This is a genomic window from Butyricimonas paravirosa, from assembly GCF_032878955.1.
GTDB lineage: Bacteria > Bacteroidota > Bacteroidia > Bacteroidales > Marinifilaceae > Butyricimonas > Butyricimonas paravirosa.
The window spans coordinates 3,448,963-3,465,414 of sequence record NZ_CP043839.1 but is presented as its reverse complement, the minus strand read 5'-3'; the positions used below and the strand labels follow the sequence as shown (position 1 = coordinate 3,465,414).

10 protein-coding genes are annotated in these 16,452 nt (G+C 42.7%); all 10 read right to left on the bottom strand.

Annotation, left to right across the window (positions count from 1 at the left end):
* Positions 1 to 10 precede the first annotated feature (10 nt).
* The 10 genes from F1644_RS14110 to F1644_RS14065 all read right to left on the bottom strand — a co-directional run bounded on the left by F1644_RS14110 (position 11) and on the right by F1644_RS14065 (position 16,373).
* Positions 11 to 385, bottom strand: a complete 375-nt coding sequence (locus F1644_RS14110) for a hypothetical protein (protein ID WP_147344429.1) — start codon at positions 383 to 385, stop codon at positions 11 to 13.
* Complete coding sequence (locus F1644_RS14105; protein ID WP_158571797.1) at positions 304 to 3,543, bottom strand: SusC/RagA family TonB-linked outer membrane protein; 3,240 nt, start codon at positions 3,541 to 3,543, stop codon at positions 304 to 306. Before F1644_RS14105 ends, F1644_RS14110 begins: the two co-directional genes overlap by 82 nt.
* Positions 3,544 to 3,710: 167 nt before the next feature.
* On the bottom strand, positions 3,711 to 4,892 hold the full coding sequence (locus F1644_RS14100) for a FecR family protein (RefSeq protein WP_118303297.1): 1,182 nt from the start codon (positions 4,890 to 4,892) through the stop codon (positions 3,711 to 3,713).
* A gap of 82 nt (positions 4,893 to 4,974) precedes the next feature.
* Positions 4,975 to 5,547, bottom strand: coding sequence for an RNA polymerase sigma-70 factor (locus F1644_RS14095; protein ID WP_118303295.1), 573 nt, complete (start codon positions 5,545 to 5,547; stop codon positions 4,975 to 4,977).
* A gap of 128 nt (positions 5,548 to 5,675) precedes the next feature.
* Positions 5,676 to 8,036: a Gldg family protein gene (locus tag F1644_RS14090; RefSeq protein WP_118303293.1), complete on the bottom strand. Its 2,361-nt coding sequence runs from the start codon at positions 8,034 to 8,036 to the stop codon at positions 5,676 to 5,678.
* 24 nt (positions 8,037 to 8,060) lie between these two features.
* Entirely contained in the window at positions 8,061 to 8,981 is a 921-nt protein-coding gene (locus F1644_RS14085; protein WP_118303291.1) for an ABC transporter ATP-binding protein, read from the bottom strand.
* Positions 8,982 to 9,004: 23 nt separating this feature from the next.
* Positions 9,005 to 10,663, bottom strand: coding sequence for a PKD-like family lipoprotein (locus F1644_RS14080; protein WP_118303289.1), 1,659 nt, complete (start codon positions 10,661 to 10,663; stop codon positions 9,005 to 9,007).
* A gap of 19 nt (positions 10,664 to 10,682) precedes the next feature.
* Positions 10,683 to 11,450 carry a DUF4843 domain-containing protein gene (locus F1644_RS14075; protein ID WP_158571796.1) on the bottom strand — a complete coding sequence of 256 codons (768 nt, stop codon included), beginning with the start codon at positions 11,448 to 11,450 and terminating at the stop codon, positions 10,683 to 10,685.
* Between the two features lie 29 nt (positions 11,451 to 11,479).
* The gene (locus tag F1644_RS14070; protein WP_118303285.1) at positions 11,480 to 13,030 is read right to left on the bottom strand and encodes a RagB/SusD family nutrient uptake outer membrane protein; all 1,551 of its coding nucleotides are present in this window, start codon (positions 13,028 to 13,030) and stop codon (positions 11,480 to 11,482) included.
* A 13-nt stretch (positions 13,031 to 13,043) separates the two neighbouring features.
* Positions 13,044 to 16,373: a SusC/RagA family TonB-linked outer membrane protein gene (locus F1644_RS14065; protein ID WP_229782387.1), complete on the bottom strand. Its 3,330-nt coding sequence runs from the start codon at positions 16,371 to 16,373 to the stop codon at positions 13,044 to 13,046.
* Positions 16,374 to 16,452: the final 79 nt, after the last annotated feature.

Genomic DNA, 16,452 nt, shown 5'->3' with positions numbered 1-16,452 from the left:
ATCCGTTCAACTAAAAATTAAGAGTTAACGAGCAAGAAACTGTCCGACGTGCAGGCCAATTCGCTGTTTCAGGATCACGTCCTTCCCATGCCTTGTCAAAAGCAATAAAGAAAGGATTAGCAAGACTGGCGTTCACGGATGCCCGTCTAACCCCAATCTTATTTACCCAAGCGTCAGGTAAATCGTATTGTAAGGAAATTTGCCTGCACCGGATAAAATCGGTGTCTGCCACCCTCAAGTCAGATTGGTTATACATCGCATAAGGACTCATCGCAACATACCCTTCAACAGGCAACTGAATGTTTATTTCATTCGGATTTCCGGCAGGGATAGAAGGAATATTCGTGATTTTCTCGTCTCCCGGTTTACGCCAACGTTTAAACAAATAACGGGGTGCATTTTGTTCCGGTCTCGGAGCTCCCGCCGTGGCAAAGAAATCCGGAAGAAGGGCTTGACCCCAAATGACATAGCAAAACTAGCACGCAATACCAATCTCTTATACCGTAAAGAAGTATTGAGACCACCGGAAATGTCCGGCTCCATGCAACCAATTTTCACCAAATAATCCAAATCATTCTCCGTAACATCTATATCCATATTCTTGAATGTCGGTCTTCCATTAGCCGGATCCAGCCCGTTAAATGCAAACCCGTAAAAAGTTCCGTACTTTTCTCCACTAACAATCGCCGTCCCGTTAAGATAATCATCCCGGGTATTTTCCCGTTGATTATTCCGAACTGTATTTCTTACCTTACTCGTATTGAAAGAAAGAGACCAAGTGAAATCTTTCGTTCTAACCGGAGTAACACTGACAGCCAATTCATAACCGCTGTTTTTCATCGTCGTCCCATCAACATAAGCATTGGCAACACCATTTTCAATGGGCACTTCCCGGGAAGCCAACACGTGACTGATCTTATTATACCAGCTAAGCCCGGCACTCATTCTTCCTTGGAAGAAAGAAAAATCGACTCCCAAATTCCAGTCTTCGGTCTTCTCCCAACCGAGATCAGGATAAGGTAAGGATACCATCTTCAGCGTGTACTGTTGGAAATACTTATTCAATCCACCATCTTTCGCAATCAAATAAGGAGAAACTGACTCCACCGCATTTCCTCGCCAACCATAAGAAAACGAAATATCAAACATATCATACCACGAGGAAGCCCAAGCCATAAACGGTTCATTACCAATCCGCCATTTCACCCCGATTGATAAACTGGGATTAAATTTTTTATTTTCATCCTGACCGAAACGGTTAGAAGCATCCAAACGAGCATTGAAATTCATAATATAACGTTCTTTATAACCATACACGGCTGTAAAATACTCACTGACCGTGTTATTTTTCGTCGTCGTAATCGTTGTCCCAGCCCGCATTTCATCATGAAGATCCCTCGAATTTTTATGTAACCCGTTCGCAGCTGTTATTTCTGTCGGAACCGTGGCAAACTTCTCTCCCCGATAGTAAAGATAACCATACCGCAAACTCGCATTCCCCTCCTGAGTCACAGAATTGACTTGAAATCCCAAATTCAACGTGAGGCGATGATCCTCATTAAACATTTTATTATACACTAAACTACTTCTAAAAGAATAGTTTTTCGTCTGGGCATACTCCGATTGCAATAATCCCCCAAACGGCAGGACACTGGCATACTGTTCCGCCGAACTAGGCAAAATTTCTCCCACCTCGTAACCGCGAATCTGGGTTATGTAATGCGTGTTTTCCGTTGCCCATGACTTAATTTTATTCGTTGCAAGGGCATAAGATGCTGTTGTCTGAAATTCCAGATCTTTCAACAAATTCAACCGCAAATTCAAAGCTGCCTGCAAGTTCGTTCCATCTGTTTCCGTACCGGAATTATCTCGTTCATTCAATATGTTATAGTTATATGAAAACTTATTCGGGATAGAAAAACTCGTTGCCCCGGCTTTTTCGTGATAATACAGGGTTCCATCTTCATGATAAGCAGGAATATCCCGGGCTGTATTCATCGCATACTCGTAAGGACTTACCCCAAACGCAAAATCCTCCGTTTCCCGATAACTACCATTCAATTGCAAATCAATAATCAACCGCTTATCCAAACGGAAAGTGGTATTGGAACTAGCCGTCAACGTGGTCATGTCATTTCCTTTCGCTTCACCCCGAGTACTGTTGATTCCCACGGAAAAACGACTTGAAACTTTTTCCCCTTGAGCAGAGATACTGACATTATGGGCATGGCTGAAACTATTTCGGAACAAAATATCAAACCAATCGGTATTCATCCTCTCCATTTTCCGGTACTCTTGTTCAAATTGCAGCCGGGTAATCTCTTTCTTTTGTAGTTTCTGGATTAAACCAGCATAACCGATCGGTAAAACATTCTGATTGTAACTATCCCTATCTTCCCACAACTCTTGAGAGAATCTCATGTGTTCCTGAGAGTTCATCATATCATACATACGATAGCTGGGTTTCATTCCCACGCTGAAATTACCGCTATACGAAATGTTCAACCCATCGCCTTTAGCTTTCTTGGTCGTGATCACAATCACACCATTGGTTGCCCGTGTTCCATAAATCGCCGTGGCAGACGCATCCTTCAACACGGTAATCGTTTCTATATCCGCAGGATTAAGCCAAGAAATCGCATTGCTGGCCGTTTCCCGCAATCCATCCATTTCAGAAGAAAGAGGACTTGCATCATCCGGAATCGGGAGAGGATCGGATTGAATCACACCATCCACAACCCAAAGCGGCTCCTGATTTCCCAACAAGGTTGAGGTTCCACGGATACGGATCTTGGGAGAACCTCCCACTTTTCCGGTTTTGTTTATAACGGACATACCCGGAACCCATCCCTGCAACATCTGGTCAATAGTAGCCTCTCCGGCCACCTGTATGTCCTCTGCACGTATTTGTGTCACGGCCCCGACATAACTGCCGCGATCAATCGTGGCATAACCGGTAACAATCACATCCTCCAAAGTCTCCGCGTCTTCTTGCATAACCACGTTAATCGTATCTTTTCCGGTATATGCCACCTCCTGGGTTTTCATCCCGACAAAAGAGAAAAGCAACGCCAACTTCTCCGTCTTGGGAAGAGTCAAGGCGTATCGCCCGTTCCCGTCAGTCGCCGTACCGATAGTCAAACCTTTAACGATCACGGTTACACCCGGTAACGGAAGTTTCTTGTTATCTGTTACCTGACCGACAATCCGGATATCTTTCTTACTCTTATCATCTTCCACCTCATCCTTAGGTACGATCATGATAAGATCATTTTTAAATTTAAACGTTAAATCCGTATCCTTCAAAATACGATTCAACACCTCTTCCACGGTTTCATTCTCCACCCGTAACGACAACTTACCCAATTGTTTCGTTTGCTCCGGATTAAAGAGGAAACACCAATTCGTCTGTTTTTGAATTTCATCCAACAAAACTTTCACCGACACGTTCTTCAAATCAAGACTAACCCGCTCTTGTTGAGCAAACGAGCTAGCTGAAAGTGTCAACGTGAAAACACAGATAAACAAGAGACACAATTTCATAAGCATCAAAAGTTTTTTAACATACCCTCGATAAAATCGATGGCATAATTGTTTTTTTTCCATACATTTGTAAATTAGAACAGTTAAACTTTCAATACGTCACTCTCCAACAGCGACCTATTGATCTCATTAAAGTTCAACGGGAAGGCTCCAACCCTTTCCGTTTTTTATTTAGATACTATTATAGTTTTTCCGTTTATCGTAAAGTTTACTCCTACAACCTCCGTAATCGCATTCAGAATTTCAGATATATCATTATACCGTTTCATATACCCGGTAAATACCAGTTGTTTAGCGGATTCCGACTGAAAGAACACGTCAACATCATACCAAAGTGAAAGCGTGTTCAGAATCTGTTCCAAACTCTCGTTCTCAAAAGTAAAATACCCGTCTTTCCAAACCACGTACTGCCGCACATCCACTTCTTTCACCTCGAACGTTCCCGCATTCCGGTCAAAACTAGCCAATTCCCCCGGTTTCATCGTAATCTCCCCGGTCATTCCTCTTTTTTTGATCCCGACCTTACCGTCAACCAACACGGTATGAACTTTCCCCGGTTGATGCGTGTTCACGTTAAACTCCGTCCCATACACGCGGACCTGTACCTCCTCCGTCACCACGTAGAAAGGCCGATCCGAATCCTTCGTCACCTCAAAATAGGCCTCACCCGACAAACAAACCTTCCGCTCCTTTTCATCAAAGCGCACCGGATATTTCAGTTCCGAAGCAGAATTCAAGTAGACATTTGTCCCATCCGACAATTTTAACCGAAATTCTCCCCCGCGAGGAATCTTTAACGTGTTCATGGCTAACGTCACTTCTTGCACCGGAGCGCCTAAAGAATCATATTCCAAATTAGCTCCCCCTTGTTTGATCACCACCCCTTTCTCCACTTCTATCTCTCGCTGCCCCTGCACGCCATTTAACTCGTGAACGGTTTGATCGGCCGTGATCAATACCGCCCTCGGCCCCCCGGGAGTAATTCTGATCACACGTTCAGGTGCCATTGGAAGCATATCCTTTTCCCGATTCAAAAACAAAAAGCCCGCAACAACCGCCAACGGCAACACGATTACCGCCGCATATGTCAAAATTCTCCTGACATAGACACGCCTTTTCCTTTCCCGGGTAGTAGTTTTAAATTTTTGCCAAGCCACCTCGTCATTCAAGGAGCGAAAAAGAGAGCTTTCAGAAGAGATGCGAATTTCCTTCTTGATTTTTTCAAAAAGTACCTGATGCTCTTCCGAATCAAGCAACCATGCCTCCAGCTTCCCCCGTTCCTGTTCGGAGAGTTCTCCTGTCAAGGAATGTCGTATTAACTGGGCAATATTTTCATCGTATAGATCCATGATGTCTTCCTTATTTTACATCACATACAAGAAAAGGATCAAAAAGTAGCAAATAAAAACCTATTATTTTTCTTAAAAAAAATTACACCTCGTAGATATAGGTGTATAAAAGGAAGAGATTTCCCATTTTCTCTTTGAGAATATGAATCGCATTTTGCTTGTGAGACTTCACGGTCAACACGGAGATTCCCAGTATTTCAGCAATCTCATCATTCTTTTTCCCTTCCAAGTGCAATTCAAAAACCCTCTGACACTTTTCCGGCAACTCACGGACAGCCATATATAATTCCCGGTAAATTTCTTCCTGCATCAAGTTATAATCCCCTTCCGTTTCCTCCCCCGTGGTTTTCACGTAAGAAACATATCTATCCTCCACCTGTTTATGTTTCAAGTAATTGGTACACTTATTCTGTACCAACTCGTACAAATACGCTTTCAAACCTTGATAGGAATTATATATCTTTTTATTCTCCCACACGGTAATAAAAGTCTCCTGCACGATATCCTCCGCCGCATCCAACTGGTCGATTCGCCGCATGGCAAACAGCACGAGATAATTTCGAAATCTCGTGAATAAATCGTGAAAAGCCGCCTCTTCCTTTACATTTATACGATGAACAAAATCTTGCTCTGTACCATTCATTTTCACTACCATAGGATTTTTGACAAAGATAGGTTTTCGAAAATAAATAAACAAATCGATCCAATCATCCTATGATCATCTACAAAAAAATACCGACCGGAATATTATTTCCCGGTCGGTATATTCATACAATTTATTTCCTATCGTCCCCTTCTCCTTAACCAGATAAACAAGGAAAGGAAAAGCAGCAATCCCGGGAAACCGCCAAGTAAAGCATAATTAAGCACCTCAGCTCCCGTTTCCCCCACAAACAATTTACGGTCAATCGCATACGGGCGTCTCACGTCAATAGGCACCTCTCCATCCGAAAGCCAGAAGAAACCTCCTTGGATAAGCACGTAATTAGCTGTCCATAAGGGTGTACGAGTCCGGGTAAGCTCTCCATCACTCAAACAATCGGCATCCCCCAAAATCATAATTTTTTGTTCCCGCTCTCCCACCTTACGAGACAACGCCAAAGCTAACGGGTAAGATTTCTGAACCTCTCCGACTTCCGGGTTGAAGACAACTTCTTGATCAACAATCTCCGTGTTTTCCAACTCGTTCCAGCAAGTCGAATCCGACATAAATAACGGAATCACGTCAAACCCTTTATCCGTCGTGTATTCCAACCCAGTCGCAGTTGGCATTACAACCACGTAATTAGGTCTCATAAAACCAAAAGCATACGACAATTCTTCAGCCTCTTTCGTCGGTTGCGAAACAATTAAATCAATCGGATTCTTCGGGGCAACAAACCCGGCAAACGGTCCAAGATTGCGATTATCCTCTTTTTCTTGCTCCGGATCCTTCGGTTTTTCCGGCTGTATCAAAAATCCATCCACCAGTTTCACCCCGAACGGTTCCAACACCGGAGCCATCACACCTTGACGTCCGGGTTCCCCGATAATTACCAAATTACCTCCCCGGGCAACATATTTATCAAAATTCACTTTCTCCACATCCGTCATTGGCTCACGCATTTCGGCTATAACCAAAATATTAATCTCTGCCGGGATCTCTTTATCCAACGTGACATCTTTATAATCAAATCCCTGATTTACTAATGCCTGTCTCATCATCGGCAAATGAGTAAACATACAGTAATTGCGATCTCCCGGACGATCCGTTTCCCGTTCCCCGTGACCGGATAAGAAACCGATAGTAGGCAACGTCATCACCATTCGTTTCAAGGCAGCGGTAATTTCTGACTCTGACGGGAAAATCTGATAATCATCGTACAATCTCAAGAAAGTCTTTTCCCCGGATTCTCGTTCCAACAAACGTACACAGCGATTTCCTTCCGTGGTTCTCAAGTCTATTTTCGCACGAATTTGTTCTGGGGTCAAAATCTTTTTCGGGTTCAACTTCTCCATTTCTATCACCTTCTTCGCCTTTTCCTCATAGCTCATCCCCGGGAATGCCCGTTCCAGATAATCATTCTTAACCGTATCATAATAAAGCACGTACTTCATTTTGATCTCTGGCTTAAAACGGGTATATTGTTCAAAACGACGAATATCATCATTATAATTTTTCGGGAATCCCAGCCAGTTATATTGATCCAAAATATTCACATAAGTCGTGATCGTCAATCCCCCGTCCAATCGATTAATAATTTCTTGGCTGTTAGGAGTCAACGTGTTTGCTTCCGTGTGAGTCGCATCATAATAATATTTAAAAACAGGCCGGGAAGACATAAATGCCAAGACAACAGCCAATCCCCATACTCCGGCATATTTACCCAAAGACATCAACCAACCTACCTTTTGCCGTCTCCCTTGTAAACGAATAATCGTCATTAACAGGAAGAGCATCACGACAACCATGAAATAAAGCACATCTTCACTAGCAATCATTCCGAACATAAAGTTATCAGTACGTCCTGTCAGTCCAAACCAGTAAGTAATTTCCCGAACAAACGGTACTGATTGCCACATACCCTTCACGTAAGTCAATACAGCTAGCACGGCTAAGGTACCCACGGCCGCCACGATCTGGTAGGAAGTCAAACTAGACATAAACAGACCGATCGCCACGTAGGCACACAACAACAGGTAGACACCCAAAAGCCCAGCCAGAATAACCGGAATGTCCACATTCTCGATTGTGCATATTCCATAAATCGCATAAACCAATAACACCCCGACCAGAATCAACCCATACACCAGCATGGCACAATATTTACCCAGAATAATCTGTGCGTTCGTGATCGGTGAGGAATAAAGTAACTTGATCGAACCACTGCCCAACTCCCTACTCATCAATCCCATTGTCAACAAAGGAATATACAAATACAGATAAGACAGTACTGCCACAAACAATCCTCTTTGCCCGCCAAATATGGCCAAAGTCAGATTCATCCCTTTCCCGCCCATACTCTGCGACCGCACGATCTCCGAGATCGTTCCGGAAAACAACATTCCGGTTTGAAACGTGAATATAATCAAAATCAACCAAGCAATCGGGGAGTAAAATAAATCCCGCAATTCCGTTTTCGCTATCTTAAATATCGTTCTCATCTTTACTGCAAATAAAATTTAATACTATTTCTTGGACAACTCGGCAAAAATGGTATCCAACGAACTCTTTTCCTGTTGCAATTCTGTCAATTGCCATCCCCGGGTATAACTGGCTTCCACGATACTATTTATAGCCTCACGTGCATCCGAGAATTGAATCCGGAATCTAGGACCTCCCAATTCATCCACACGCACCACACCCGGAAGGGCCTGAATATCCGCCACCAAAGGAACGGTTCCCAAAGAAACAACCAGCGTGTTCGGTTGTATATAGTTATCAAATTCTTCTACAGTTCCGGAAAAAACCATACTCCCTTGTTCAATCATCCGGATATAGTCGCAAGTTGCCTGCACCTCCGTCAATATATGAGTAGAAAGAATTACGGTTCGTTCCTCCGCAATTTCCTTGATCAAGTGACGGATTTCCACGATCTGATTCGGGTCAAGACCATTCGTCGGCTCATCAAAAATCACCAATTCCGGATTATGAATAATCGCTTGGGCTATCCCCACACGTTGTTGGTAACCACCCGATAAATTATGAATCACCCGCTTGGCAAAATGACTAATGCCACAACGTACCATAACTTCCTGTACCGCTTTCTTCACTTCCCGATCCGGGATATGCCGTAATTCCGCACAATACTCCAGATATTCCTCCACGGTCAAATCCAGATGTAGCGGCGGCACTTGCGGCAAAAAGCCGATATGTCGTTTCGCTTCAACAGGATTCTTGCTGATACTGATTCCCTTTATATAAACATCCCCCTCTGTCTGTTTTAACACCCCGCACATGATATTCATGGTCGTGGATTTCCCGGCTCCATTGGAGCCGAGTAATCCATAAATACCATTCTTTGTAATTTCAAAATTAATATCCCGAATCGCCCATTGCACGCTGTAACGATGAGATAGATGCTCCACCTTAACAATTGATTCTTCCATACAATAATTTACTTTTCAATTTCTTAATAACGATCCCCTGAAGAATAACTACTTAATTCTTTCGCAGAAATGATTGTTTCACCCAGATCAAACTCCTCAAGTAATTCCGGATTCGCCTTCATCTCCTGCACATTATAGAACAGTAACTTCCCTTGCTCGGTTCCCACGATCAAATATTCGTAATCGAGATAAACAGTATAAGTCATATACGTTACCCGATCCGTGGCATCTTCCAGAGTAACAAAAGGATAATCTTGATTTTCCTGTTTATTTACATACCTGATTTCACTACCATTAGAATATAAGATATAATTCAACATGGTTCCGTTAACCTTGCCACTCGTCAGAATAACCGACTCTTTAGTCAACTTATTTCCTGGGAAAGCCACATCCTTATTTCCAGCATTATTGACAGTCTGTCCGGTTGTCTGATCAAGTGTATACACTCCCCAACGCGTATTTCCATCCTTATCGTTGTAAAAAACATTCATTTGATCATAGTAAGTAAACCAGCCTCCTCCCGAAACCGAACCCGCATAAGAAGCATGCAAGAACTCTATTCCTTCCGGGAAACTCCAAACCGGACACCACCCCTCGGTAGGCATACCCGCCGCAGGTTCCGTTGTCGCTAATTTAGATAACTGATATTCGGTTCCTCCCGGGAATCCGGGGAAAGGCCCCGGTTCTCCACTTCGATAAAAAAGGATTGTCAACATCCGATTATTGGCCTCATCGTAACAGGGAACATTACCAAACCCCCACCGAGGTTGACCAAATTTAGTAATCTTATATCCCTTTTCATCAGCGGCAAGCGGAATAGACATAAAATCTCCACCCAAATTATTCATTGACATTTGTCGCCTATACAAGGAGCCATCCTCCATTGCGATAAAACTATGTACCCCTGAAGTCGTCATGGACTCGTAACAATCCGTGCGATCAATCGGTTTAAAATTAGCGGGTAGCGAGGTAAAATCATCTTGTAATTCACTTACTTTCAACATATTCTCGCAATTAAACTCGTAACCAACTTGATCCGTGATTACCGTAACCGATCCTAAAGAACCGATATTCGTAGAGTAATTACTCATGGCCAATGCCAAAGGCGTTCCCGGAATATCCTGATTATAATTTTCGAAAAATAAATCTTCCAACAGCGTGAACTCAAGTTTTCTAGTTTCTTGATTTCTGGCACATTTCACGTAAGACAGCTTCGCATTCCCTCCTTTTTTAGACAATATTGCCCAATCTCCACTCGTGTTCGTGGGACTTATCGTGATATAAGCCCGAACCATATAAGCAATCCCGGATTCCTTTTCGATAATACTAAAAGTTCCATTTGTACCCGATTTAGAAAATTGGGTCATACCGATCTTTTCCATCAGTTCATAGGTATCAATATCGAAATCAGCTTCTTCACCTATGACCACACCATCCAATTTCCACTCGTAACGCACTTCTCCGGCTCGTTTCAAGGAATCTCCTTTCCAAGCAAAAAAGGGTGAGGCTCTGAATTTAGCCACTTCCCCGGCTCGACAGGTCACATTTATAACAGGTTCCCCATCACCTGTATTCCAGATCGGTTCATTCAAATCCTTATAATCATACGTCCCCTTGTCATCAAAACATCCTATCAAGGAAAAGATAACGAGACAACCGATAAACCAAATACTATATTTCATAATCCCAATTAATTAGCAATTAAACTTTCAATGTACTCAGAATTTCACGATACTCGTCTCCACGATCCGGATCATCCAGATGATCCAAAAGCCATTCTTTAAATTCCGTTACCAATTCGATCGCCCGAGCCGGATTTTCCTTGATCAATTCTCCGTTCAGTTCCCCGTTTGTATCCACCGTCTGCAAGAACAGCTTATACTTGGCATAAGAATAATCCCCCAACAAACTCCATTGTACCTCATAATCCCACCACTCAGGTTGCGCCTCGACCTCACTCCAAACGATCACCGCCCGACGACGTTCGTATTGTCCCAAATCCACCTCGGTTGACGGAACCAATTCCACAACCAACTGTACCCCTTCCGGTCCCAATTCTGCCAGTCGATCACTGTGAATTAATGTCAACTCTATCATATCCTTAATCTCTTTTGCCCCCTCTTCCACTGGTTTCCGATGAAAAACATAAGATTCTTCCAGTTTGTATTCTCCCGGCAATGCAGTTGTTCCCTCTTCAACCAATTTCAATCCAAAATTCAAGTCTGCATCCAACAATCGACCGGAAAGATTTACGACCAATTGAACCGTTATCGAAGACGTGTTCTCCGGGTAGAAAAAGAACGATGTTCTAGTGGTATCCGCCTCCTCCGTTCCCGGATAGAGAGCATTCATATAAAATTTATCAAAATAAATCTGATGTCTCCCGTGAAATGTTTCTATATCTTTCTCACTACAAGCGAAAAAAATACACGTCAAAGGAATCAATATAGCTAATAAACGAATTTTCATAACTTCCATTTTTCAACATTCTTAATTCTCTACTTCTGATCTACAGGTAAAGGCAAAGAAGCCTCTCCTCTTGACAATTTGTGCATCGTACCATTCAAGTTAAATGCCGCATCAAGACGCTTATACAAAAAGAATAATTGTCCTTCCGAGATCCACTCCCTGCGAGCATCACCGATTAGATCTGTCTGGAATTCCTCCCAACTACCTTGAACCGCCAATGGAGATAAATTACGGGCTCCCCGCACATCATTCAAAATACGATAAGCCTCTCCATAATTCCCCTCACGAGCATAACACTCGGCCATGATATATTGAATTTCCGTTAATCGAAGTACCGGAGAGATCTTCAAATGTTCGCTATCTTCCGGATTCCGGGAGTTCACAAACCACTTTCCGGAAATAGGCAAAACATCTTGTAGCATGAAAATCAAATTCTTTGAGCGAATATCCGTTTGCCACTCTTCCACTCCCCGGTTATTAAACAACTCCACTTGTTTGATCTTAAAATAATCAGGAGATACGGGCGAGCCATTATCATCAACCGTCGTCAATCTAAAATAACGTTGAATCTCGCTCTCCTTATAAGCTTTTTTATTGTAAGCGGCGAAGATCAAACTTGATTTCAATTTCAAATCCGTCCTTTGTTCAAAAGCCTCCACGTTCGTCCCGACATTTGTAATACCCGAGAAATCATCCTTGTAAAACAATGTTCCGGACGATTTTCCAAACTCCACAACTTCTTTGGCGCACGCTAACGCATCAGTCGTTTTCCCGGCATATTGATACACCCTAGCCAACAAAGCCGTAATCGAATAATAACTTAACCGATAACCTCTTCCCGCAAAAAAATCACCATACCCGAATTTAGCATCAAGATACTTAGCTTTAGACATACGTGCTGTTCCATTCTTACTAGCCATAATCCCCGCCGCAGTTGTATCGAAATCTGCAACCAAAGTTTTCGCCTTCACCAAATCGGCAATGACCTTATCCAAGAAAGGAGTGACCTGCATACTGGTAGCGTAAATATTGGGATAAGTATCCACGTAAGGCACATAGGTACCCTGATCATCGTTAATCAGAGCGGGAGCAAACAAACGTAACAAATCAAAATGCATCAATGCCCGGCAAGCATAAGCTTCACCCATAATCAAGGTCCGCTCTAACTCTCCTTCTTCAAACAGCTCAGGACTTGCCTTTTCTATATTTTGGATTAAATCATTCGCATTAGCAATCACCTTAAATCCTGAAGTCCATATATTATCAATGAAATCAACCAAACTGACATCATTGTACTTGAACTCGGATGCCTTGATATATAAATCAGTTGAAAACGATTCGTTTGCCAAATCGTATTGTTGAGACATACAATCCACCAATCCGAAAGAAAATTCACGCCCATACAACGCAGGACGCCCCATAGCTTGATACACGCCGTTCAACGCCGTTCGATACCCTTCGCCCGTACTGTACAACTGGTCAACAGTAACTTCCCCCTCTTGCTGAATATCCAGCCAGCTCTCGCAAGAGGTAAAAAACAACATGAAAATTGTCGCTAATACTATTGCATAATTTTTCATATAATTCCTTTTATCAGATTCCTATATTCAACGTGAAACTAAAACTGCGAGAGAAAGGATAACTTGTTCCTCTTTCCTCTTTTACCGTCGACCAACGACATATATCATTCATATTAAAGCGAAGGCCCAAACTTCTTAACCGCCATTTAGAGATTAACTCCCGACTAAAATCATACCCCAAAGAAAGACCGCTGAAATTAAAATAATCATAATCCTGCACGAACCGAGTAGTCACCTGCGTTTTAGTCTGATTTCCCATATCGTAGAAAGGAGCTATATCTCCCGGGTTCATCCAACGTTGAGTTAGCACTCTCCGGTCCACGTTACTTCCCCGAACATCCGCATTCTCAACTTTATTCAATAAAGTTTCATTATAAGATTGAGCCCCCCATTGATACATGAATGAAGCATTCAGATAGAACCCCTTATAAGCCACGTTCAACCCAACAGATCCTTGAGCATCCGGATTATTATCACCCACCACAACTTGGTCATTTGCATCCCAAGTATACGTCGGCAATCCGTTCTTCTTGATGAATCTTTCCCTACCATTTGCCGGATCAATGCCTTCTGAGCGTACCGCATACATCGCGGAAGTTGAGGCTCCTTCATAATAAAGGATAACGGGACTACTCAACACATCACTATATTGACCACCACCTTGATTCCATTCATTTAGAATTTTCTCGTTATACGCTTTTGTCTCTTCCCCTAATTTCGTGATCTTATTCTTATTCGCTCCCAAATTTGCATTCAATGTCACCATCCAGTCATTATTTCTAAATACCGTGGTATTCATGCTAATCTCAAATCCTTCATTTTTAATCGCACCGGAGTTTATATTATAAGTTTTAAAACCAGAGGAATGTCTCACGCTGATCTCATCAATCAAATCTTCCGTCTTTTTACAATAATAAGACGCATCCAGATAAATCAAATCATTCAACAAAGCAATCGTGAAACCGGCATCCACGGTATTCGTTTTCTCCCACGTCAACCGAGGATTTCCCAACGTGTTAAATTGCGCTCCCGCACCCGTGAAAAACCAACTATCCGTATTTATCTGGTAAGTCGTCGTGGCCATGCTAATCGGGAAATTAACATTACCCGTACTTCCATAAGTAGCTCTTATCTTCAAAGTACTAATCAACCAATTATCTTTCAAAAATTTGTAATTATGGAAATTTATTCCTCCCCCGACAGACCAGAACGGAGCCCAACGTTTATCCTTACCGAATTGTGACGAGGCATCAAAACGGAAAGAGGCATCAAACAGATAAATATCATCGTACGAATAATTTACAGATCCCAAGAAACCTATCAACCGGCTTTTGGAAGCGGACACCTGTGATTTATCGGGTTGATCCGCCGCAAATATCGGAGTATTCATCCCTCCAATACCGAATCCAACGAATTTTGCCTGTACTGTTTCACTTTCCGCCTCCTTCGCATTCATTCCCAATGTTGCATTAATAAAATGATGTTTTCCCACCGTTTTGTTATAATACAACATCGCATTCACATTCCAACTCCAACTGTCTCCGGTTGTCCGGTCAAGAGACCCTTTCTGTTCATCCGTTATGCCCGTTTGCTGAAAAATTGCATCTTTCGGGTCTTTAAATGTTTCCGTCTTACTTGTCGTTTTCGTGATACTGAATTGCCCCTTAAACTGGAAGTCATTCCAGAAATACATATTGATATTCAAATTATTCGTGATATCGTCAGACTTTCCTTTACCACTATAATTACCTAAATACTTAACAGCGTACAAGGGATTTACTGCCGTAAAACTTCCGGCCTTCAAATTTTGTAACAAATCCCCGTTCTCATCATGAATTGGGAGATAAGGTTTCATCGAGGCGTACGTACTGAAAGCTCCATAAGGAGAATCTTCCGTACTTGTCCGGTTATAGGTTATCGAGTTCATCATCTGCAACCAACGTTTCGGACGATAATCCAAAGTCAACCCCGCTCCCGTCCTTGAACGATAAGATCCCTTCATCACCCCGTTATTACTATCATAGTTCAAATCAAGACTATACCGGATGGTTTCCTCTCCCCCTTGCAAATTTAAACTATGTTTATGATTAAACACGTTACGCAAAGGCTTGCCTAGCCAATACGTATCAACCCCTCGCAGTATTTGCTGCATCCGTCCATTGTAGTCAATATCGGCCGTAGCCTGAGAATTTGGGTCGGTGTACAACCCGGCCCGCCGCTCAACCTCAAGCATCTCGGAGGCATTACACAAATTATAATCAGAAAGATCCGGGAAATCCCCACCCCCGGTAAAATTATAAGTAATCTGCATCTCACCCGGTTTCGGTGCGACAGTGGTCACTACCACGACCCCGTTCGCTGCCCGAGAGCCATATAATGCCGTGGCTGCCGCATCTTTAAGAATCGTCATACTCTCGATCCGGTTCATATCCATGTCATATATTTTCTCCACAGAAACCTCAAAACCATCCAAAATAAATACAGGCATATTGGGATTATCTTTCAGATTCGTTCTTTGATTGCGTCTCTGTTGTTCCACATCCAATCCCTTATTTACCGCAATACTTGACTCTCCCCGGATGTTAAATTCCGGCAAGGCATTCGGGTCCGATCCCCAAATATTATTTTCCTTAATCCGGAACGACGGATCGAAAGCCTGTAAAGCTGCAATTACATTTTTATTATTCACTTTCATCAACTGATCCCTCGTCACGGTTGTCGCATTTCCAGTAAAACTCTCCTTTCTCACATTCATATATCCCGTGACAACCACCTCATCCATTTTCACCTTGTCTTCTCTCATCACCACGTCAATGATATCCTTCCCGGTATACTTCACCTCCCGGGGTTCCATACCCACGAAAGAAAAAAGCAAGGTAATTCCTTTCATCTCCGGCAGTGTCAACGAGTAACGTCCCTCCGCATTCGTGGCAGTTCCAAGATTCGTTCCTTTTACCATAATTGTCACCCCCGGCAAAGGAGCTTTTTCCTCGTCCGTCACCTTACCGGCAATTCGAATTTCTTTCTTCTTCTCATCATCCAAAGGTTTCAGCACGATCACCTCATTTTGAAAAACATACGTCAAGCCAGTTCCTTTCAAACAGTCACTCAAAATCTTTTCCACCGTTGAGGCTTTTGCCTCAACATTCACTTTTCCCACCTTATCCAAATCTTCCTCGTGATACATGAAAACAAACGTGGTTTGTCGCTGAATCGCCCATAAAATATCCTTCAAATAGGCATTCTTCATAGAGATTGTAACCTGTTGCTCGTTCTGGGAATAAACCGTTCCGTGCGTGTTTATTATCCCTAGAAAAACAAATAAAAAAGTCCATTTCGACATAAGCCATAATTTTTGCAATTTCTCACGTTTGCACCTGAGAAACATTAGAAAATTTTCCATAAATTTGCTCTCCCAATTA